This window comes from Micromonospora xinjiangensis (assembly GCF_056150165.1).
Window position 1 is genome coordinate 439,068 of record NZ_JAXCFO010000003.1, and the last position, 18,256, is coordinate 457,323.

General features: G+C 70.6%; 24 protein-coding genes and 1 tRNA gene. 17 read left to right on the top strand and 8 right to left on the bottom strand.

Annotated features, from left to right (window positions below; genetic code table 11):
• Positions 1-30 precede the first annotated feature (30 nt).
• Complete coding sequence (locus SM573_RS13930; protein WP_474616235.1) at positions 31-2,007, bottom strand: purple acid phosphatase family protein; 1,977 nt, start codon at positions 2,005-2,007, stop codon at positions 31-33.
• Positions 2,008-2,131: 124 nt separating this feature from the next.
• Positions 2,132-3,349: a HupE/UreJ family protein gene (locus SM573_RS13935; RefSeq protein WP_474612584.1), complete on the bottom strand. Its 1,218-nt coding sequence runs from the start codon at positions 3,347-3,349 to the stop codon at positions 2,132-2,134.
• Between the two features lie 176 nt (positions 3,350-3,525).
• Between SM573_RS13935 and SM573_RS13940 the strand changes: the two genes are divergently transcribed.
• The 15 genes from SM573_RS13940 (at position 3,526) to SM573_RS14010 (ending at position 13,858) form a co-directional block, all read left to right on the top strand.
• Complete coding sequence (locus SM573_RS13940) at positions 3,526-4,197, top strand: type 1 periplasmic-binding domain-containing protein (protein WP_474612585.1); 672 nt, start codon at positions 3,526-3,528, stop codon at positions 4,195-4,197.
• 74 nt (positions 4,198-4,271) lie between these two features.
• Positions 4,272-4,751 carry a DUF2975 domain-containing protein gene (locus SM573_RS13945; protein ID WP_474612586.1) on the top strand — a complete coding sequence of 160 codons (480 nt, stop codon included), beginning with the start codon at positions 4,272-4,274 and terminating at the stop codon, positions 4,749-4,751.
• On the top strand, positions 4,751-4,957 hold the full coding sequence (locus SM573_RS13950) for a helix-turn-helix domain-containing protein (protein ID WP_026874506.1): 207 nt from the start codon (positions 4,751-4,753) through the stop codon (positions 4,955-4,957). The genes SM573_RS13945 and SM573_RS13950 overlap by 1 nt, the downstream gene beginning before the upstream one ends.
• Before the next feature lie 34 nt (positions 4,958-4,991).
• Positions 4,992-5,156, top strand: a complete 165-nt coding sequence (locus SM573_RS13955) for a hypothetical protein (protein WP_474612587.1) — start codon at positions 4,992-4,994, stop codon at positions 5,154-5,156.
• A 58-nt stretch (positions 5,157-5,214) separates the two neighbouring features.
• Complete coding sequence (locus tag SM573_RS13960) at positions 5,215-5,421, top strand: hypothetical protein (RefSeq protein ID WP_474616236.1); 207 nt, start codon at positions 5,215-5,217, stop codon at positions 5,419-5,421.
• Between the two features lie 92 nt (positions 5,422-5,513).
• A complete protein-coding gene (locus SM573_RS13965) occupies positions 5,514-6,353 on the top strand; it encodes an alpha/beta fold hydrolase (RefSeq protein WP_474616237.1) in 840 nt (279 codons plus the stop codon).
• A 63-nt stretch (positions 6,354-6,416) separates the two neighbouring features.
• Positions 6,417-7,001: a hypothetical protein gene (locus tag SM573_RS13970; protein ID WP_474616238.1), complete on the top strand. Its 585-nt coding sequence runs from the start codon at positions 6,417-6,419 to the stop codon at positions 6,999-7,001.
• Positions 7,002-7,056: 55 nt separating this feature from the next.
• Entirely contained in the window at positions 7,057-7,455 is a 399-nt protein-coding gene (locus SM573_RS13975) for an SCP2 sterol-binding domain-containing protein (RefSeq protein WP_474616239.1), read from the top strand.
• Positions 7,443-9,512 carry an amylo-alpha-1,6-glucosidase gene (locus tag SM573_RS13980; protein WP_474616240.1) on the top strand — a complete coding sequence of 690 codons (2,070 nt, stop codon included), beginning with the start codon at positions 7,443-7,445 and terminating at the stop codon, positions 9,510-9,512. The genes SM573_RS13975 and SM573_RS13980 overlap by 13 nt, the downstream gene beginning before the upstream one ends.
• Positions 9,513-9,643: 131 nt before the next feature.
• A complete protein-coding gene (locus SM573_RS13985; RefSeq protein WP_474616241.1) occupies positions 9,644-10,933 on the top strand; it encodes a low temperature requirement protein A in 1,290 nt (429 codons plus the stop codon).
• Positions 10,934-11,001: 68 nt separating this feature from the next.
• Entirely contained in the window at positions 11,002-11,439 is a 438-nt protein-coding gene (locus SM573_RS13990) for a YbaB/EbfC family nucleoid-associated protein (protein ID WP_474612594.1), read from the top strand.
• 5 nt (positions 11,440-11,444) lie between these two features.
• Positions 11,445-11,774 carry a type VII secretion target gene (locus SM573_RS13995; protein WP_474612595.1) on the top strand — a complete coding sequence of 110 codons (330 nt, stop codon included), beginning with the start codon at positions 11,445-11,447 and terminating at the stop codon, positions 11,772-11,774.
• Complete coding sequence (locus tag SM573_RS14000; protein WP_474612596.1) at positions 11,771-12,472, top strand: WXG100 family type VII secretion target; 702 nt, start codon at positions 11,771-11,773, stop codon at positions 12,470-12,472. Before SM573_RS13995 ends, SM573_RS14000 begins: the two co-directional genes overlap by 4 nt.
• A gap of 7 nt (positions 12,473-12,479) precedes the next feature.
• Positions 12,480-13,259, top strand: a complete 780-nt coding sequence (locus SM573_RS14005) for an EndoU domain-containing protein (RefSeq protein ID WP_474612597.1) — start codon at positions 12,480-12,482, stop codon at positions 13,257-13,259.
• Between the two features lie 5 nt (positions 13,260-13,264).
• Positions 13,265-13,858, top strand: a complete 594-nt coding sequence (locus tag SM573_RS14010; protein WP_474616242.1) for a hypothetical protein — start codon at positions 13,265-13,267, stop codon at positions 13,856-13,858.
• A 67-nt stretch (positions 13,859-13,925) separates the two neighbouring features.
• Here SM573_RS14010 and SM573_RS14015 read toward each other — a convergent pair whose 3' ends face one another.
• Positions 13,926-14,762 carry an SCO4651 family lipoprotein gene (locus tag SM573_RS14015; RefSeq protein WP_474616243.1) on the bottom strand — a complete coding sequence of 279 codons (837 nt, stop codon included), beginning with the start codon at positions 14,760-14,762 and terminating at the stop codon, positions 13,926-13,928.
• Between the two features lie 91 nt (positions 14,763-14,853).
• Here SM573_RS14015 and SM573_RS14020 point away from each other — a divergent pair, with 91 nt between their 5' ends.
• Positions 14,854-15,477 carry a phosphotransferase family protein gene (locus SM573_RS14020; protein WP_474616244.1) on the top strand — a complete coding sequence of 208 codons (624 nt, stop codon included), beginning with the start codon at positions 14,854-14,856 and terminating at the stop codon, positions 15,475-15,477.
• Positions 15,478-15,748: 271 nt separating this feature from the next.
• Here the strand turns inward: SM573_RS14020 and SM573_RS14025 are convergent, their stop codons facing one another.
• Both SM573_RS14025 and SM573_RS14030 read right to left on the bottom strand, forming a co-directional pair.
• Complete coding sequence (locus SM573_RS14025) at positions 15,749-15,907, bottom strand: hypothetical protein (protein WP_474616245.1); 159 nt, start codon at positions 15,905-15,907, stop codon at positions 15,749-15,751.
• A 477-nt stretch (positions 15,908-16,384) separates the two neighbouring features.
• Positions 16,385-16,810, bottom strand: coding sequence for a DUF6924 domain-containing protein (locus SM573_RS14030; RefSeq protein WP_474616246.1), 426 nt, complete (start codon positions 16,808-16,810; stop codon positions 16,385-16,387).
• On the opposite strand from SM573_RS14030, the gene SM573_RS14035 reads away from it, so the two are divergent.
• A complete protein-coding gene (locus SM573_RS14035) occupies positions 16,811-17,179 on the top strand; it encodes a hypothetical protein (protein WP_474612602.1) in 369 nt (122 codons plus the stop codon).
• Between the two features lie 217 nt (positions 17,180-17,396).
• On the opposite strand, the gene SM573_RS14040 is transcribed toward SM573_RS14035, so the two are convergent.
• From SM573_RS14040 to SM573_RS14050, 3 genes are all read right to left on the bottom strand, one after another.
• A tRNA-Lys gene (locus SM573_RS14040) sits at positions 17,397-17,468 on the bottom strand.
• Between the two features lie 118 nt (positions 17,469-17,586).
• Positions 17,587-17,778 (bottom strand): DUF397 domain-containing protein, encoded by a 192-nt coding sequence (locus SM573_RS14045; RefSeq protein WP_474616247.1) that lies wholly within the window; start codon positions 17,776-17,778, stop codon positions 17,587-17,589.
• Between the two features lie 133 nt (positions 17,779-17,911).
• Positions 17,912-18,199 (bottom strand): Scr1 family TA system antitoxin-like transcriptional regulator, encoded by a 288-nt coding sequence (locus SM573_RS14050; protein WP_474616248.1) that lies wholly within the window; start codon positions 18,197-18,199, stop codon positions 17,912-17,914.
• Between the last annotated feature and the right edge of the window lie 57 nt (positions 18,200-18,256).

Sequence of the window (18,256 nt, forward strand, 5' to 3'; positions counted from 1 at the left end):
GTGCCTACCCCGCCCGGTGGAACCGTGCGATCAGCTGCTCAGGGCGGTGATCGTGAGGGTGGCGCGGTAGCTGCCCTTCGCGACCTCGTTCGGGAACTTGAGGTCGAGGTCGGCGCCGAGCGTGGCCTTGCCACGGTCGTGGCCCTGGTCGGCGGCGCCGAGGCCGCGCGAGACCGCGAGGCCCTGGCCCTGGTCGTCGTAGCCGGAGGCCACGGCCGACCCGGCCTGGGCGCCGGCCCCGGCCGAGATGACCTTCGGCGACCAACCGAGGTACGAGCCGGCGATGGTCTTGTCGCCGTCCTTGAAGTCGCTCACGTTGGCCGAGATCGACCACGTGGCGAGCGAGAAGCGGCTGTCCGACACGACGATCGGGTTGATCTTGCCGGTCGCCTCGAAGTACCAGCCGTCGCGCTCCTGGGCGGTGCCCAGGTTCACGAGGCCGTTGTAGCCGTCGATCGTCCAGCCGAACTCACCGGCGGCGGTGGGCACGTTGACCTGGATGTCCTGGCCGTTGCCGTGGTACGGGTGGATCGTCACCTTGTCGACGATCGAGCCGACCGGCTCGCCCTCCGGCGTGTTGGTGCAGTTGACCTTCTTGAGCTCCACCGCCGCGTTCGGCGCCGCGCAGGTGCCGCTGCGGATGTTCTCCACGACGAGCTTGTCGGCCTTGACCCCGACCTTGACGTAGCTGCGGACGTGCTCCTGGTTCTGCACCGAGTTGTACCAGTACTTGTCCGGGTCCAGCGGGTCCGGACCGTTGCCGTGCGGCTTACCCGCCTCGGCCGGGTTCGGCTTCTTGATGTCGTAGTACTTCGAGCCGGAGGCCGAGTTCGCCGTCACGTAGATGACGCCGCCGGGGCCGGGGAAGACGTCGGTCGCGCCCGGCTGCTCGGCCGGGTTCTCCTTCTCGCCGTTCTTGATGGAGTAGCTGCGGGAGTAGCTGTGGTCGTGCCCCTGCAGCACCATGTCGACGCCGAGGTCGGAGAAGGCGGTCGTGAAGTCCTTGCGCCGCTGCACGTTGTCGCCGTCGGTGGCGTGGCTCGCCGGCGAGTAGATGGCGTGGTGGTAGACCAGCACCTTCCACTTCGCCTCGGAGCCGTGCTTCTTGATGACGTCGGTGACGTACGCGACGTGCGCCGCGTCGCCGCCCAGCGAGCCGTCGGCCGGGTTGACGTAGCTGTTGCTGTTCAGGTCGATGAACAGCACGTCCTTGTAGATGTACCAGAAGTCGCCGCCGGAGCGGGTCGCCGAGTCACCGTTGTAGTACTGGCTCGACCGGTCCGTGTTGGGGGTGAAGTGGTGCTGCTCCCAGGACTTGCCGCCGACGTCGTGGTTGCCGATGGTGGCCGCGACGGGGTACTGCCGCAGCTGGTCGGGGGCGAGGAACGCGCTCCACTGCGCCTCGTTGTTGGCGGACTCGACGTGGTCACCACCGGAGACCAGCAGTTCGATGTCCGGGTTCGCCGTGGTGGCGTACCGCAGGGTCTCCTCCCAGCCGGCCTGGTCCTTGGCGATGTCACCGGAGGAGCCGATCTGCGGGTCGCCGAAGAACAGGAAGTCGTAGTCGCCCTCGAAGTCCTGCGTCTTGAAGGCGTACGCCGGCGACCAGTTGCCCTCGGAGCCGACCCGGTACGAGTACCCGGTGTTCTCCTTCAGGTTGGCGATCGTGGCGTGCCGGTTGTAGCCGGTGGTGGAGGTGTTGGCCGCACCGACGGCGTCGAAGCTGAGGGCGTCGGCCGGGAACTCGCCGTTGACGATCGAGCTCGTCGGCGCGAGCTGGACCTTCTGGGCGGTGTCGGCGGACGAGTACCAGGTCACGATGCGCTGGGTCTCGTTGGCGCCCACCCCGAGGACGATGCCGCTGTAGGTGGAGGTCTCGGCGGCGCTCGCGGCGGTCGTCAGACCACCGCTGAGGGCCACGCCGAGGCCGAAGATGGCGGCGGCAGCCCCCGTGGCCAGCCGACGCCGCGCAAGCCGAGCGGCCTGCGCCTTGGTGCTCAATCTCATCGATTTCCGTCCTTTTCCGGATGAGAATTCTTGCGAGAGCAGCCTCAACGTGGTCCCGGTCGGTGAACCGATCATGAATTGGGCCCGGCGGTGCGGTATCGCTCCCAGGAAGACCCCAGGTTTCTCAAGATCCGGTTACCCGCTGCACGAACCAGAACAGCCCCATAACGGTCACGGCCCCGGAAACCACCCCGGTGGCCCAGAGCCCGGCCGTCGGCGAGCGCCGCCGCAGCAGCGCGAGCAGCGGGAACACGACGGCGATGATGGCGAGTTGAACGACCTCGATGCCGACGTTGAAGACCAGCAGGGACCAGAGCAGCTGCCACGACCAGGCCTCGTCGATGCCCAGCGCGCCCGCGAAGCCCAGACCGTGCACGAGCCCGAAGCAGAACACGACGCCGAGCCGGATCCAGCCCGAACGGTCCAGAGTGAAGTGTCCGCGTCCGGCGGTCTCCAGGTCCGTGGCGTGGTCGCCGCGACGCCCGATCCGCCACAGGTGCCAGCCGGCCACCACGGCGATCGAGAGGGCGATGATCGGCTCCACGATTCTCGCGGGCACCTCGACCAGGCCGAGCGCGGCCAGCATGAACGTCACCGAGTGGGCCAGCGTGAAGCTCGTCGCGGCGAGCACGATCTCGCGCAGGCGACGGGAGCCGGCGATGAGCGCGAGCAGGAACAGGATGTGGTCGAGCCCGGTCAGCAGGTGCTCCGCGCCCAGCCGCAGGAACTTCCAGAACCGCTCGTACCACGACTGGGCCGTGGAGAACGACGGGTGCCCGGCGTCGATGGCCGCGCTGCCCGAGGTGCCGTCGATCTCGTACGTGACGATCGTCTTGGTTCCCTTGACGTAACCCTCGTCGTCCGGGAACAGCCCGCTGCGTACCTCGTGCGCGTCGCCCCGCTCGGGGCAGTTCCAGTCGAGCAGCAGGGTGGCGTACGGCACCCCCTCCCGGACGCCCATCGTGAACGGGCCGACCTGCGAAGGCGTGCAGTCCGCGCCGCCGGAGGCGACGGAGAAGCGCTTGGTGACATACCCGACCGCGGAGCGCTGATGGGCGTTGAGGGCGGCGGCCATGGCCTCGCCGTCGCGGTCCTCGAACGCGGGTTGCCCCTGCTGGAAGAGCGGGTCGTCGTCCTCGCCGTCGGCGGCGGAGACGAGGAAGAGGTCGTACTCGAGTTCCAGCTTCGTCCGTACGTGGCCGTCGTCGCCCGCGGTGACGTCGCCGTAGACGGTCGACGTGAACCCGTGGGCCAGGGCCGGCCCGGCGGTCAGAAAGGTGATCACCGCCGCGGCGAGCCCGACGACGGTGACGGCGATGCTTCTGCGAATGCGTTGCGACATGCTCTTTCCTTTGGTCGGCCGAGTGCACGGTGCATGTCGCGGATGAACGGCAACCGGTCGACCGACGAACCGTTGGCAAACAAAGGCCCAGGTCAAGGGCCGGGCGGCGGGTATCCGGGGGCCTGTGGGATAGGAAGGAGCACGCATTTTCCGTACGCCTTCGAGAGGACCATCACGTGCGTGCCGCCCTCCGGGCTGTCGCGACGCTGGCCGCGGTCGCCGCCCTGCTCACCGGCTGTGGCTCCGGCGACGACTGGTCGCAGCCGCGCCCCAAGCCGAGTCCCGTCGGCGCTCTCGGCCCAGGGTTCGTCGACCCGTCCGACCCGCCCAAGCCCGAGGGGACCGTCACGCCCCGGCCCGGGTCGTGGACGGCGGTCCACCCGCCGGAGGACTACCGGGTGGTGTTGATCACCGCGGGCGACGACGCCCCGACCAGGGCGCTCGTGACGGCGGTGAAGGGCTGGGCCGAGGAGGAGGACGTCGACCTCCGGACGGTGGTGCCGAAGGACGCGCACGACTACGTGGGCAGCATCGACCGGGCCGTCAGGATGCGACCGGACCTGATCGTCAGCGCGGGCAACGACCTGATCGATCCGCTCGCGATGGTGACCGCGAGCCACCTCTCGCAGCAGTTCCTCGTCGTCGGCGCCGAACTCGCCGAGCCCACGCACAACGTCACGGCGGCCGACTGGTCCGGCGCGTCGTTCCGGGGCGAGGGGCTGGGCATGTCGTCGACGTACGACCCGGCGTCCTTCACACCTGAGCGGTGCGCGGCGGCGATCCGGGCGGGCGTGGCGGCCGTGCTCAACGACCTGACCGGGATCGTGGTCTGGCTCGACCAGCACTGACCGAGAACCCGGCCGACCCCGGCAAACCCGCCGAACCTATTGACTTTCGATAGGTAGCGAGTGATAGTCGATGCATGCTCGCCGAACATCGAGCGGTCGGCCCGCTCAGAGTCTTCCTCGTGCTGCTGTTCGGGATCCTGGTCGTCTTCCAGACCATGTCGCTGCCCGGTCAGTTCGCGCACATGGCCAAGGAGTCCCCGGACGCCGCCTACCTCCGGTGGCCGCTGACCGCCGTCACGGTCTTCTGGGTGCTCTGCGTCCAGGTGGTGATCGTGGCGACCTGGAAGCTGCTCACCCTGGTCAAACGTGACCGGATCTTCACCCAGGCCGCGCTGGGCTGGGTCGACGCGATCGTGTGGGCGATCGTCGCCGCGTGGGTGGTGCTGCTGGGCGTGTTCCTCTACGTCGGTTTCCGCGCCGACGACCCCGGGCTGCCGCTGCTGCTCTTCCTGCTGCTGGTCGGTGTCGCCGTCCTGGGGCTGCTCATGGTGGTGATGCGCGCGCTGCTGCGGCAGGCCACCACGCTGCGCACCGACATGGAAGCGGTGATCTGATGCCGATCGTCGTCCGCATCGACGTCGAGCTGGCCAAACGCAAGATGAGCGTCGGTGAGTTCGCCGAACGGGTCGGGCTCACCCCGGCCAACGTCGCCGTGCTGAAGAACGGCCGGGCCAAGGCCGTCCGCTTCAGCACCCTGGAAGCCATGTGCCGGGTGCTCGACTGCCAGCCCGGCGACCTGCTCGAGTGGGTCGACGAGTGACCCGCGCCGTCGCCGCCGAAGTGGAGGAGTCCCGATGAAGTACGTCCTCGCCGTCGCCGCGGTCCTCGTCATCGCGCTCGGGGTCGCCGGCGTCGTGTACGGAGAGGCCGACGACTCGCCGGGCCTCCAGCTCCTGGGTGCGGTCCTCGTCGTCGGCGCGATCGTGTTCGGCGTACGAGCCGTCCGGCGGAGCAGGTAGCGGCGTCGGCCCGTGCGACCACTGGGGACGGTGGCCGGCGGGCCGTACCGTCGACGGCATGACGACCCTGCTGGCGGTGTCCCTCATCGTGGTGGCTGTCCTGCTGGTCGCCGCCTTCGTGGGGTGGCGGGACCGGAGGCGCGGGTCCTCGCCCGACGACTCGGCCGCCGCCCGCGACGCCGCGGCCACCCAGGAGCGGTACGCGGCGGAGCGGCACGCCGTCCAGGGCGAGGTGTGGCGGCGGGGCCAGACGCCGAACGGCTGAACACCCGACCCCTGCGACCGTGGCCCTCGTCGACGTCCGCCGGTAAACTGCAAACATCGTTCGCGGTTTAGGTGGATCAGAGGAGAGCGGCCATGGAGCGGATCACCGCACCCGACGGCGCCCACATCGTCCTGCACACCACCGGCACCGGCCCCGCCGTGGTCCTGGTGCACGGCGGCGGCATCACCCTCGCCGAATACCACCGACTCGTCGCCCGGCTCGCCGGGCGCTTCACCGTCCACGCCTACAACCGACGCGGCCGGGCGGACGCTCCCGCCCGGCGCGAGCCGTACACCGTCGAGCAGGAGATCGAGGATCTCGGCGCCGTGCTGGCGCACACGGGCGCGCGCCACGTCATTGGCCACAGCTACGGGGGCTTCATCGCCCTGCGGGCCGCCGCGCGGCGCCTGCCGATCGACCGGCTCGCCCTCTACGACGCGGCGTTCCGCATCGACGGCACGCCCCCGTTCGACTACCTCGACGCCGCCGACGAGGCGATCCGGGCGGGTGACATCGCCCGGGCGCTGGCGATCGTGGGCGCCGGGGTCAACAGCCACTCCCGGGCGGCGAGGCTTCCGCTCGGCCTGCGCACCGCCGTCTGCCGGGCGTTCCTGCGTACGCCGATCGGGCGCACGATGGGCGACCTGCTGCCGATGACGTTGTGCGAGACACGGCAGGTCGTGGCACACGACGGTCCGGCCGCGCAGTACGCCGACGTCACCGCCGAGGTCCTGCTGGCCTGCGGCGCCAACGCTCCGCCCTACTTCGCCGCGCACAACGAGGCGCTCGTCCGCGTCCTGCCCCGAGCCCGCACGCTCCGGGTCCCCCGCAGCCGCCACGACGCGATCGCCGTCGCGCGCCCACGACTGGTCGACCCCATCGCCGCGTTCCTCACCGCCCCGCTGTCGCCGGACCGGGCCGGCCGGGCGTAGGCCAATTGACGCCTCGCCCGCCGCTCCCTTACGGTCCGGAGACCCCGGGGCAGGAGGTGCGACGTGCGGAACGCTCGAAGCCTTCGGTGGACGCCGCTGATCGTCTGCCTCGCCGTCGTGTCGGCCTGCACCCCCGGCTCCGGCGGGCGGGAAACGGCCGCACCCGCGCCCTCCGGCTCCTCGCCGCGGGCGGCCGACGGCGCCTCGGCCCCCGCGACCGACGGTCGACCGCCGTGCACCCAGTCCATCGACCTGCTGCCGGAGCCGCCCAGCGGCTACCGGCTCGCGGGCGACGACGTGGCGGTGCCGGCGCGCGCCGTGCTCCAGGCGGCCGAGTCCGGGGAGGCCGACCCGGCGGCTCGCCTCTTCGCCAAGTGGGGACTGGTCGTGCGCGCCGGCGTGGTGGCGGACCTCCGGGTCGCACCCGGCTCGGAGGACGCGGCACGCATCGGGTGGGGCATCCCGGCCGCCCCGGCCGTCCGCGCCCGGGTGCACGCCTGCCCGTCGGACGTCGGGCGGACCGCCTGGCGCTCGTTCGTGGGCGGCACCTGGGTGGCCCGGCCGGCCTGCGTACCGCTCGTGATCCGGTCGTCCGGTCAGGAGACCCGGGTGCGGCTGGGTGTGGGTGTGCCCTGCGACGGGCCCTGACGCCGCATCGGGTGGTTCCGGCCCAGGGTGCGGTTCGCACACATACCATTTGCCTGTGTCCGAGTCGATTGACCGGTTCTTCGACCGGCTGCCGTCCCAGGCCGCCACGGTCCTGCGCGGGCCGGTGCGGGGCACCCTGCGGATCGACCTCGACGTCGGCCACTCCACCGAGCACTGGCTCGTGACCATGGCGCCGGGAGCCGTGGCGGTCACCCGGGAGAACACCGAAGCCGATGCCGTGTGGAAGAGCGATCTGGACCTGTTCGTGGACCTGGTCGCCGGGCGCTCGCAGGGCATCGCGGCGGTGCTGCGCAACGAGGCGACCGTCAGTGGCGAGGTCGCGTTGTTCCTGGCCTTCCGGCGGTTCTTCCCCGACACCGAGGGGGCTCGCGACCCGCGCACGGTCGGCCGGGAATCGGTCGACGGCGGAAGTGACCGGCCGTGCCGGACCTGATCAGCATCCTGGACGGGAACACCTTCGTCGTCTCCGACGGCCGGGGCGACATCGAGGAGTCGTTCGAATACCCGATGGGGTTGTTCTCGTTCGACACCCGTTTCCTCTCCACCTGGATCCTGACCGTCGACGGGCAGCGGTTGCACGCCCTGTCGGTCGACGAGGAGAGTTCCTACGGCACGACGTACTTCCTCGTGCCGGGAGCGCCCAGCCACTACGTGGACGCGAAGATCTCCGTCCAACGGCACCGGGTCATCAACGGCAGCTTCGAGGAGATCCTCACCGTGCTCAACCACAGCACGGAAGCCGCCGACATCACCGTACGCGTGGAGGTGCGCGCCGACTTCGCGGACCTGTTCGAGATCAAGAACGCCCAGCGGAAGCGGGGTGGCGTGACTGTCGACACCGACGGCGGAGCCCTCTGCTTCAGCTACCGGCGCGACCGGTTCCTCCGCGAGGTGGTGATCACCTCCAGTGCCGAGGCCCAGGTGGACGAGGAGGGGATGGCGTTCTCGGTCCGCATCGAACCGCACGGCGAGTGGCAGACCCAGCTGCGGGCCAAGGCCCGGATCGTCGGCGCCAACGGCCGGGACTTCCGCGAGAGCGTGCCGCTCGGGCCCGACCGGCCCGTGCCGGAGATCCGTGACGAACGACGCCAGTTCATGGCCTCGGCACCCAGCCTGCGGTGCGACAGCGAAGCCCTGTCCCTGGCCTACCAGAAGGGCATCCGGGACCTCGCGGCCCTCCGGTACGAGTCGATCACGCTGGGCATGCGGCTCGTCGCCGCCGGCCTGCCCTGGTTCATGACGCTGTTCGGCCGCGACAGCATCTTCACCTGCCTACAGGCGCTGCCGTTCATCCCGGGGGTGGTGAAGCCGACCATCATGATGCTCGCCGCGCTCCAGGGCAGCCGGTTGGACGACTTCCGCGACGAGGAACCCGGCAAGATCCTGCACGAGCTGCGCTACGGCGAGCTCGCCGGTTTCGAGGAGCAACCGCACTCCCCCTACTACGGCTCCGCCGACTCCACCGCGTTGTTCGTCATCCTGCTCGACGAGTACGAACGCTGGACCGGCGACGTCGACCTCGTCCGGCAACTGGAGGTGCCGGTCCGCGCGGCACTCGACTGGATCGACATCTACGGCAACATGCTCGGCACGGGCTACACCTACTACCAGACGCGCAACCCGAAGACCGGTCTGCTCAACCAGTGCTGGAAGGACTCGCCCGACGCCATCTCCTACCACGACGGGCGGCTGCCCGGTTATCCCCTGGCCACCTGCGAACTCCAGGGCTACGCGTACGACGCGAAGATGCGCGCCGCCCGGCTCGCCCGGCAGGTCTGGCAGGACCCCGGCTACGCCGGCCGGCTGGAGCGCGAGGCCGCCGATCTGAAGGAACGGTTCAACCGCGACTTCTGGATAGCCCGGCACGAGTACTACGCCCTCGCCCTGGACCGCGACGGCAACCACGTCGACTCGTTGTCGTCCAACATCGGGCACCTGCTGTGGAGCGGCATAGTCGACGAGGCCCGCGCCCCCGCCGTCGCGCGGCACCTGCTGGGGCCGGCGCTCTTCTCCGGCTGGGGCGTACGCACCCTCGCCACCACCGAGGGCAGGTACAACCCGATCGGATACCACGTCGGCACCGTCTGGCCCTTCGACAACTCCATCATCGCGTGGGGGTTGGCCCGCTACGGCTTCCGCGACGAGGCGGGCCGGATCGCGACCGGGATCATCGCCGCCGCCCGGCACTTCAACGGCCGCCTCCCCGAGGCGTTCGCCGGGTTCCCGCGCGACCAGACCAACTATCCCGTCGAGTACCCCACGGCGTGCAGCCCCCAGGCGTGGTCGGCCGGGGCGCCCCTGCTGCTGCTCAGAGTCCTGCTCGGGCTGCGACCGCACGACGGGCACCTCATCATCGACCCCCACGTGCCGGCCGGGATGGGCCGCATCGAACTGCTCGACATCCCCGGTCGCTGGGGCACCATCGACGCCCTCGGCCGCAGCCGGGACCGCGTCGGGACGGAACAGGGCGCCGACGGCCCGCAACCGTGAGGACCGGCAGCACCGGGCCGGTGCCGGCCGGGCCGGGTTTGGCCCGCCGTCGAGCGGGAACGGCGACGGCCATGACCGAGCGTCTCCCGGCGGCCGGCACCGCCGGCTGCCCCTGACCGCCGGATCCGCGGGTGTCGGCGTCGCCCCGGTGGCGGGCCGTCCGGGGCTTCCTTCGCTCCCGGACGGAACCGACCAGAGCCGGCACCGAACGCGCCACCGTCTTCGAGATCTTCTTCGATCTCGTCTTCGTCTTCGCGCTGACCCGGATCATCGCCTTCATGGGGCACCCGCCCACGTTCACCAGCATGGGGCGAGGTCTGCTCCTCCTCCTGTTGCTCTGGTTCGCCTGGGCGTCGTACACCTGGTTGAGCAACCAGGCGCGGGCCGACGTCGGGCTGGTCCGCAGCGGCACTCTGCTCGCGATGGCCGCACTCTTCGTGGCCGCGCTGGTGCTCCCGGCCGCGTGGCGCACCCCCGCCGACACCATGGCGGCGCCGCTGATCCTGGTCGCCGCCTACATCGTGCTGCGGGCGGTGCAGCTCGTCGTCTACTACCGGGTGGCCCGGCACGACCCGGAGGTGCGTCTCGGGCTGCGGCTGCTCGCGATACCGATCGTCCTCGCGTGGATCCCGCTGGTCCTCGGCGCGGTGTACGGCGGGCACACGCAGACCCTGCTCTGGACGGTGTCGCTGATCGTCGACGTCGGCGGCCAGCGGACCCTGCTCGCCCTCGCCGGTGGCTGGCGGCTGCGCAGCCCCAGTCACTTCAGCGAGCGGCACAACCTGGCGCTGATCATCGCCCTCGGCGAGTCGTTGATCTCCGTGGGGGTGGGCGCCGGGACGGCGGTCACGCGCCCGCCGGTGCTGGTGGCGGCGCTGCTGGCGTTCGTCGCGACGGTGTGCCTCTGGCGGCTGTACTTCGAGCACGTCGCGCCCGCCGCCGCCCGTACCTTCGAGCAGGCGGCGCCGCGACAGCGCGACCAGATCGCCTCCGACGGCTACGGTCTGACGTACCTGCTGTTGATCGTCGGCATCATCTACCTGGCGCTCGGCGTCGAACAGGTCGTCGCGGACCTGGCCGCCGAGGGGCCCGACCGGTTCGCCGGCGAACCGTTGAGCTGGGTGTCCACGGTCGCCCTCTACGGCGGCGCCGCCCTCTACCTGGCCGGCCGGCCGCTCTTCCTTTGGATCGCCGTCCGATCGGTGCCGCGGGCGCAGCTCGCCGCGGTCGCCGTCGCTCTGCTCCTGCTGCCGGTGGGACGCCTCCTGCCGGCCCTGGCCGCGCTCGGCCTGGTCACCGCGTTCCTGCTGCTGGTGGCGGGTCACGAACGCGCGACCCGGCGGGCCGGCTCATCCGGGGATCAGGGCGTCGAGCCCGACGAGACTCGCCCCGGTCGATCTCCGAGGGGCGGTCGGGCGTAGTCGTGGGCGTGGACGCGGTGCTAGTCTTCCCGGGCTGAGCATGATCATGGTGAGCGACCGGGGGACACATGGGGGCCGCCGTTTCCGACACGGGAGGCTTGCTGGATCCGGACGGCGCGGTGGACCGTCTGGCGGCGTGGAAGGGCCGGATCGACCAGCTCGCGGCTGACACCAGGGCGATGAGCGACCGTCTCCAGGAGCTTCGCGTCACGGTCGCCGACGGCAACGGGCTGGCGGAGGTCACGGTCGACTTCACCGGCGGGTTGGTCGACCTGCGGCTAAGTCAGCGGACCCAGCGGCTCGCGCCCGACGTCGTGGCGAGGACGATCATGGAGACGATCCGCGAGGCGAAACGGCAGTTGGCCGAGCGCTCGCAGGAGATCATCGCCGACACGGTGGGCACCGAATCGGCCGCGGGACGGGCGATCGCCGAGCGTGTCGGGCAGCAGCTGCGCGACGCCGGCTCCGCCGGGGACGGCTCCGACGACCAGTACGGCCGGTGGTGACGCGGGTGACCGACGGTTTCGCGGTCGACGCGGAGCAGATCCGCGCGCACGCCCGCAACGTCGACGCCCTGCGGGGGCGGTTCGACGCGGTCAAGGCCGCCAGCGCGCACATCGTCCGGAACGACGAGGCGTACGGGCTGCTCTGCAGCTGGATGCCCGCGATCCTGGAGGGTCGGCACACGCGGCAGGACGAGCTGATCGCGTACGTGGAGGAGAACCTGTCGCTCGTGGCCGCCGGGCTGCGGACGACCGCCGACAACTACGACAACGCCGACGCCGACGCCGACACCGAGATCCGCAAGGCCGGCGGGGGGCTCGCGGGAGCAGCGTCGTGACCGACACGTCGCTGGTCGCCGACGTCGTGTCGACCCGCAAGCCCTGGACCGGCGCGGCCCTGGCCGACAGCTTCCAGGGCCTGGTCGACGCCATCCACAGCGAGGGCTGGGTCGACGACCTCATCGCGGGCGGCGCCTTCGGCGTCGAGGCCGCGGCCAGCGTGATGGATCCGTTCAGCGCGCTGCTGGCCAACGGGCTCGGCTGGGCCATGGAGTACTTCGAGCCGCTGCGACAGATCCTCGACGAGCTCACCGGCATGCCGGACGTGGTGGCCTCGCACGCGGCCACCTGGGACAACATGGCCGTCGAGCTGCAGAGCATGGCCGCCGACCTCCGGTCGTACGTCAACGGGGACACGCCGCACTGGCAGGGACGGGCGGCGGACGCCTACCACGGCCTCATGGAGCACAACGTGGAGGCGATCAACGGCCTCGGCGGGATCTCCGCCGCGATGGCCGCCGCCACCCAGGCCGCCGGGAACCTGGTGATGTTCACCCGCGACATCGTGCGCGACCTCATCGCCGACCTGGTCGCCCGCGTCGTCGTGTGGGCGGTCGAGGCGATCTTCGTGGTCACCATCCCGGTGATCGCCGCACAGATCGCCGCGGCCGTCGTGAAGTGGGCCGGCCGCATCCTGACCTACGTCATGTCCCTGATCACGAGCCTGACCAACCTCACCAAACTCCTGGACGGCTAGTCCGACGATGGCGAAACCCAAGAACCCGCCCGGCGGCGGGAACTCGTCGCACCCGCACGGGGACGGTGACGGCGGCAACGGGTCGTCCGGGCGACCGCGCGGCACCACCAACGTACCGACGAACATCAGTGCCGCCCAGGCGACCGTGGCGGCGCAGGCGCAACAGGGCCGCCCCGGCGGTGGCGGGCCGGGAAGCGCCAACCCGAAGAAGCCCCAGAAGCTGGATCCGTCCAGCGCCCCGAAGACGCCGCCGAAGGCCGACGACATCCGCCACACCGACGCGTCCCGGGAGCACATCCTCGACGGCGACGGCGGCAAACAGGGCGGCCACCGCGCGGGCACCGGCTTCTCGAAGAAGACGGAGTTCCCGAAGGACTGGGACGACGCGAAGATCCTCGACGCCGCGCACCAGGTGACCCAGCAGGGCCCGCCGGCGAAGGGCCCGTACCCGGCGAAGGACGCCGACGGCAATCCGACCTGGGCCTACGACTACACGGGCCGGGTCGACGGTGTCGAGGTCAAGACGATCGTGCTGGCCAACGGTGAGATCCGCACCGCCTTCCCCAACGACCCGTCCGACCCGGGAGTCATCAGCAACCCGACCGCGCCGAACCCGGCCCCGAAGGGCACGCCGGTGGGCGTCGCCCCCCGCTACAGCCACCCGGACGTCGGCGGCGACGGCAGCTGGACGTGGGAGGGTCCGAAGGGCAATAAGATCGTCAGAGTGGTCCAGGACGCGCACGGGCACGTCACGGTGACCGAGCTGGGCGACTACAAGAAGAAGTGAGCGTCATGGATGCGAAGACCTACGCGGCGATCACCGAGGTGTGCGCCCGGCTCGCGGGGCGGCTGCCCGACGACCCGCTGAGCGCCCTGCGGGACCAGTACGCCGCGGGTGAGTGGGCCATCGGCGACGACACGCTCCTGCTCAGCCTGGCGTTCCAGCACGTCGGCATCACCCGCGAGGAGCAGGAGCTGATCCGCTCCTTCCTCAGCGACCCGGACAACCCGGACCTGCTCGACGTGCCCATCATCGACGAGGTGCCGGCCACGGCGTACCAGTTCAGCCGGACCGGCCCGGCGGACGCCCCCGACCCCGGCCGGGCGGACAGCCTGCTCGCCGGCGAGGCGCCGCGCCACGGCGGCCACCGCCTGCACCGCGCCTGGCGAAGCCCGCTCGACTGGGCGCCGGACGGGCCGACCTGGGTGTATGTGGTACGCGTCGCCGAGGGCGCGGACGAGCTGAAGACGCACTCGGGCCTGACCGCCAAGCTGTGGAGCACGCTGCGGGAGAAGTGGCAGGTGGAAGTGGTCGCCGACGGCGCCGAGCTGACGCCCTACCAGGCCGCCGCGCTCGCCGCCGCCCAGCCGGTGTGGACCGCCTGACCGCGGGTGCGCCGGAGCCCGGCCCGGCCGGCGGCGGGCGCCACCGGCCGGGCGGGAACGGCCCCGATCAGACGCCTGCCGTCAGATCCCCCAGGCCCTGCAACATCTCGCCCAGGTCGGCGGTCTCCGCGGCGGGCGGGGTCTCGATGGTCACCGCCTTGCCGTAGTCGGTGTAGTCGACCGTCAGGTCGCTCATCGTGCCCATGACCATGTGCATGCGGCGCGGGCGGTACTGCTCGTCGACCCACAGGTCGATCGTGACCTCCGTGACGCCCTGCTTCGCCAGCTGCTGCTCGACCTGGGCCCGCATCTCGGCGTCGACCTGCCCGAGGTAGGTCTGCACGGGCGTGGTCAGCGTGTAGTGCACGGTCGGCGCCCCGTTGACCGTCTCCTCGCCGACGACCCGGACCCCCTCGGTGTCGAGCAGCATCTTGACCTGCTTGGCAGGGTCGACGTCCTCGAACTGCTTGGAGAAGTCCATCCCCGCCGCCGCGCCGACGGTGGACAGGTCGAGCTTCATCCAGCGCTTGCCGCCGACGCCGGCGCGGTCCGCCTCCGGGATCTCCGCGTAGACGGCGCTGCCGACGATCCGCATGGTGATCGGGGTGCCGCCTGGGCCGGTGCCCGCCATCTCGGCCTTGAACGGGTCACCCAGGTCCAGCACACCCTGCATCGAGAGCTTCTGGCCGGCCGTCGTGCCCTGCACCGCCACGGTCGCCGATTCGCTCCTGGCGGTGGCGTCGACCGTCTTCTGCAGCGAGCCCTTCAGGTCGCTGGCGAGCAGCTCCAGCACCGTGGGCTGCTTCGGCTCCTGCGACGACCCGGGCTGGGAGCCGCAGGCGCTCACCGTGATCGCGGTGAGCGCGCCGACCGCCACGATCGTGGTCCTCTTCCAAACTGACACGCGACAGCTTCTTTCCATGAAGGACTCTGGGACCGCCCCCAGACAGGCGGACGACACGCTATCCCAAAGGAGCAATCGAGGGGGACGCGATGTGCACGCCCCAGGCCCCGTCGCCGCCGGGCCCGCGCGTGGCCCGCCGGGGGCGCCCATCGACCCGCCGGACGGGGGAGCCGGCCACAGGTTCGAGACCTACCGGTCGAACGCGGGCGCGCGGCTGCGTACCCTCGGCGGACAGGCCGCGGTGAGCGACGTGCTCGGCGCGTTCTGGAGCAGGTACGGAGCCGCCCTGCACCGGCTGTCGGAGACGGTCGACGACCTCGCCTCCCGCGTGACGCAGGCGCCCCACGTCATCTGCCACGCCGACATCCACCCCGGCAACCTGATCGCCGACGGCGACGGCCCCCTGCACGTCGTGGATTGGGACGCGCCGATCCTCGCGCCGCGCGAGCGGGACCTGATGTTCGTCTACAGCCGTGACTTCGGCGACCACCCGATCGACGCGCACCGCGCCGCGCTCTTCCGTCGCGGCTACGGGCCGCCGGAACCGGACCAGGCCCTGCTGAGCTACTACCGCAGCGAGTGGCACCTCGACGACGTGGCCGCGTTCCTGGGCGGCATCCTCGACCCCGAGGCCAGTCCGGAATCCCGCGCCAACGACCTGCACTGGCTGACCCGCATCGCCGAGACCGTCGCCGCGCCCGGCTACACACCCTGATCTCCGTTACTCCGGCCGCCGGCGCTGCCGACCCCGGCCTTCGGCTGTCGGTGTCAACACCGGTACGCGTCGTCGACCCGTGGCATCTCCGACGACGGCCGATGGTCGAGCCGGACGGGCGCGTCCTCATCGCGAGGCGGATACCGGTTCTCCAGCGAAAGCGGCATGGCCGGGCGGACGGTTTCTCTTCTCCCCGCCCGCCGTGACGGGCCGGCGTACGCAACATCGGGGCCGACAGGTGGCCTCTCGGAAGGAAGCCGCCGTCCCGCTGCTAGCCGCGTCGCCTCCGTCGACGCCAGATGAGCAGACCTGCGACAGCGGCCGCGATCGCGGCGAGGACGGACCAGTCTCCCGCGACGGTCGCCTCCGGCCAGGGCCGCACCGGCCTGTCCTCGGCCTCGTACCCGTCGCTCCCGGACGCTTCGTTCATGTCGATACATTAGTCGCCGCGTGAGCCCCGCGGGGTCGCCCGTCTCGCGGAGATCGCCCGACGCTGGGCGCCGTCGCATCGCAGTCCGAGGCCTCGGACGACATCGTCGTCGAACTTCCAGGCGGGCGGTGGGCACTCATCCACGTCACCTGGAAAGGCGCACCCGAAACACCACCCGGCCAAAGACCGAGTTCTACGACATCTCCACGACCTTGAGCAGCATCTATACGAGTCAGACCGAACAACAGGGGCAGAGAATCAAGATCGTCTAGCCGGAAGTGTCACCCACGTCCCGAGACTGATGTGTCACGCAGGTACTCAGACCAGGCACGCCGGCTGCCGGCCGGGGTCCTGCGGCGGGTGATGCTTGACGTCGTGGCCTCGGAAGGCGCTAGACATGCCCGCGAGCCGGCAACCACGCGACTCGCGATAGATCAGTGCTCTTGAGCGCGGGCGATATGCCGGCCTGCGTTGCGCTTAGAAGCCCCGGAAGACGCCGTCCGGACCTGCCGACCGCGCGAACTCAAAGAAGTCCATATTCGCGATCGACAGGTTGTTCTCGATCGCCTGGACCTGCCGTGGCAGGGTCCTGAACGGACCTGTCTCGTCCCTTTCGTTCAGATTGACGACGAGCACGGGATGCTCCGGCAGCGAGACTGCGGCGGTGTCGACGACGAACACGACCGGGTGCCGGTACCGACGGGGGTAGGCGCGAGGATAGCCAGCTGCGATTGCCGTCTCGCTGATTCCAACCAGTGCTCGGTCCTCGACGAACTCGACACCGGCCACGAAGCCCTCTTCCGTGGGGCTGACAATCTCGTCCTTGAGCTGCTCCCACACACCGTCATCGCTGAAGTCCGCACGTACGACCGGAACGCACCACGTCTCTGGCAAATCAGCCACGTGCGCAGCGTAGCGAGACCTGACGTTACTCCGACCGCGACAGGGGCGCATTGTTCCCGGAAAAGCGGGTCGGGTGGCACCGTCGACCTGGATCAGGTCGTCGCCGACAAGCTGGCCGCCCACCTCGACGACATCGGACCCGTCGAGTTCGAGCTGCCGGACATCACCGCCGGCGAGCGGATGATCCGTGCCGTGGCGGTCCTGGTCACCTCGCAGCCGGGGAAGCTGCTTAACGATCGCTACTGGGCGGAACTGTGGGCAGGCTGGCGCGAGGCCACCGGCTGGCCGAAGGAAGGCACCTTCCACTCCCTGCGCCGCTTCTTCGCCACGACGCTCATGAGCAACGGCTTCGAGCCCCGGGACGTGTAGAAGGCGCTGCGGCACGCCTAGCTGTGGATCACCCTGGAGATTTACGTCCACTAATTGCCCACGAAGGACCGGACGCGCGGCGTGGTGGGCGCCCTTCTCCGGCAGGCCGACAACAAGCGGCACGGCACTCCCGCGAGCGAAGTTCAGCGCTAGTTTGTGCCCTGGTTGTGCCCGTTGACCTTTTCTCGGCGTTGCCGCAGCTCATCGGCGGTGAGAGTGGGCCGCCAGGGACTCGAACCCTGAACCTATGGATTAAAAGTCCACAGCTCTGCCATTGAGCTAGCGGCCCGCGCGCCCAGGTTACCGGACCTCGCCCCGGCGCGGCTCCTGGCTTCCGCGTCGCCCTCCGTCCTCGGCCCCGCCGACGAGCGGCCGGCGGCGGAGCATCGGGCGGGACGAGCGAGGGGCTACGGCCGGTCGGCGACCTGGGCCACGAACGCGCGCCAGGCCGCGGCGGGGAAGGTGAGGGCCGGGCCGGACGGGTCCTTCGAGTCGCGTACGGCCACGATTCCGGGCAGGCTGTCGGCCACCTCGACGCAGTTGCCACCGCTCGACCCGCTGCGGCTCGACTTGCGCCACGTGGCGTTACTGAGGTCCATGCTGGCTCTGCACTTCCTTCATCAGGTCGACGGACTGCCGACGCGGGAGCGCTTAGTTCCCCACACCCTCCCCACTTCGGGAGCAGACTAGCCACATCATCCTTGCTGTCGACGACAACTCCGCCCAGCTGATTCACCAGGTGCCCGACGCATCCGCCGTCGGTGAGCGAGCCAGCGCGAAGGTGCCGGACAGGCCGATGTGCAGCCCGGTCGCCTCGGGATTCACATGCACGTGAACGGTGGGCAGCTCCGCCATCGCGATCAGATGCCCGACCTGTTCGGCCGTGATGCCGCTGAATCCGCCACCCGTTCGCCGGAGCGCCGGTTCATCGAGGACCGCCACCACCTGCGGCCGGTGCTCGCCGTCGAGGATCCTCTGACGTTCAAGGCGTGCGCTCGTGATCCGGGCGCGGGGGGCCACCCCGCCCGGACCAGCGACCCGTGACGCCCGCGCCGGTCGCCCCTGGCCGCCCGCCCC

Excerpts from the sequence above, each read along its gene's own strand:
- SM573_RS13950 (WP_026874506.1), top strand. The coding sequence starts at position 4,751 with ATGCCGATCGTCGTCCGCATCGACGTCGAGCTGGCCAAACGCAAGATG.
- SM573_RS14045 (WP_474616247.1), bottom strand. The coding sequence starts at position 17,778 with ATGGACCTCAGTAACGCCACGTGGCGCAAGTCGAGCCGCAGCGGGTCG.
- SM573_RS13945 (WP_474612586.1), top strand. The coding sequence starts at position 4,272 with ATGCTCGCCGAACATCGAGCGGTCGGCCCGCTCAGAGTCTTCCTCGTG.
- SM573_RS13990 (WP_474612594.1), top strand. The coding sequence starts at position 11,002 with ATGGGGGCCGCCGTTTCCGACACGGGAGGCTTGCTGGATCCGGACGGC.
- SM573_RS13935 (WP_474612584.1), bottom strand. The coding sequence starts at position 3,349 with ATGTCGCAACGCATTCGCAGAAGCATCGCCGTCACCGTCGTCGGGCTC.
- SM573_RS14010 (WP_474616242.1), top strand. The coding sequence starts at position 13,265 with ATGGATGCGAAGACCTACGCGGCGATCACCGAGGTGTGCGCCCGGCTC.
- SM573_RS14005 (WP_474612597.1), top strand. The coding sequence starts at position 12,480 with ATGGCGAAACCCAAGAACCCGCCCGGCGGCGGGAACTCGTCGCACCCG.
- SM573_RS13960 (WP_474616236.1), top strand. The coding sequence starts at position 5,215 with ATGACGACCCTGCTGGCGGTGTCCCTCATCGTGGTGGCTGTCCTGCTG.
- SM573_RS13930 (WP_474616235.1), bottom strand. The coding sequence starts at position 2,007 with ATGAGATTGAGCACCAAGGCGCAGGCCGCTCGGCTTGCGCGGCGTCGG.
- SM573_RS13955 (WP_474612587.1), top strand. The coding sequence starts at position 4,992 with ATGAAGTACGTCCTCGCCGTCGCCGCGGTCCTCGTCATCGCGCTCGGG.
- SM573_RS13965 (WP_474616237.1), top strand. The coding sequence starts at position 5,514 with ATGGAGCGGATCACCGCACCCGACGGCGCCCACATCGTCCTGCACACC.
- SM573_RS14025 (WP_474616245.1), bottom strand. The coding sequence starts at position 15,907 with ATGAACGAAGCGTCCGGGAGCGACGGGTACGAGGCCGAGGACAGGCCG.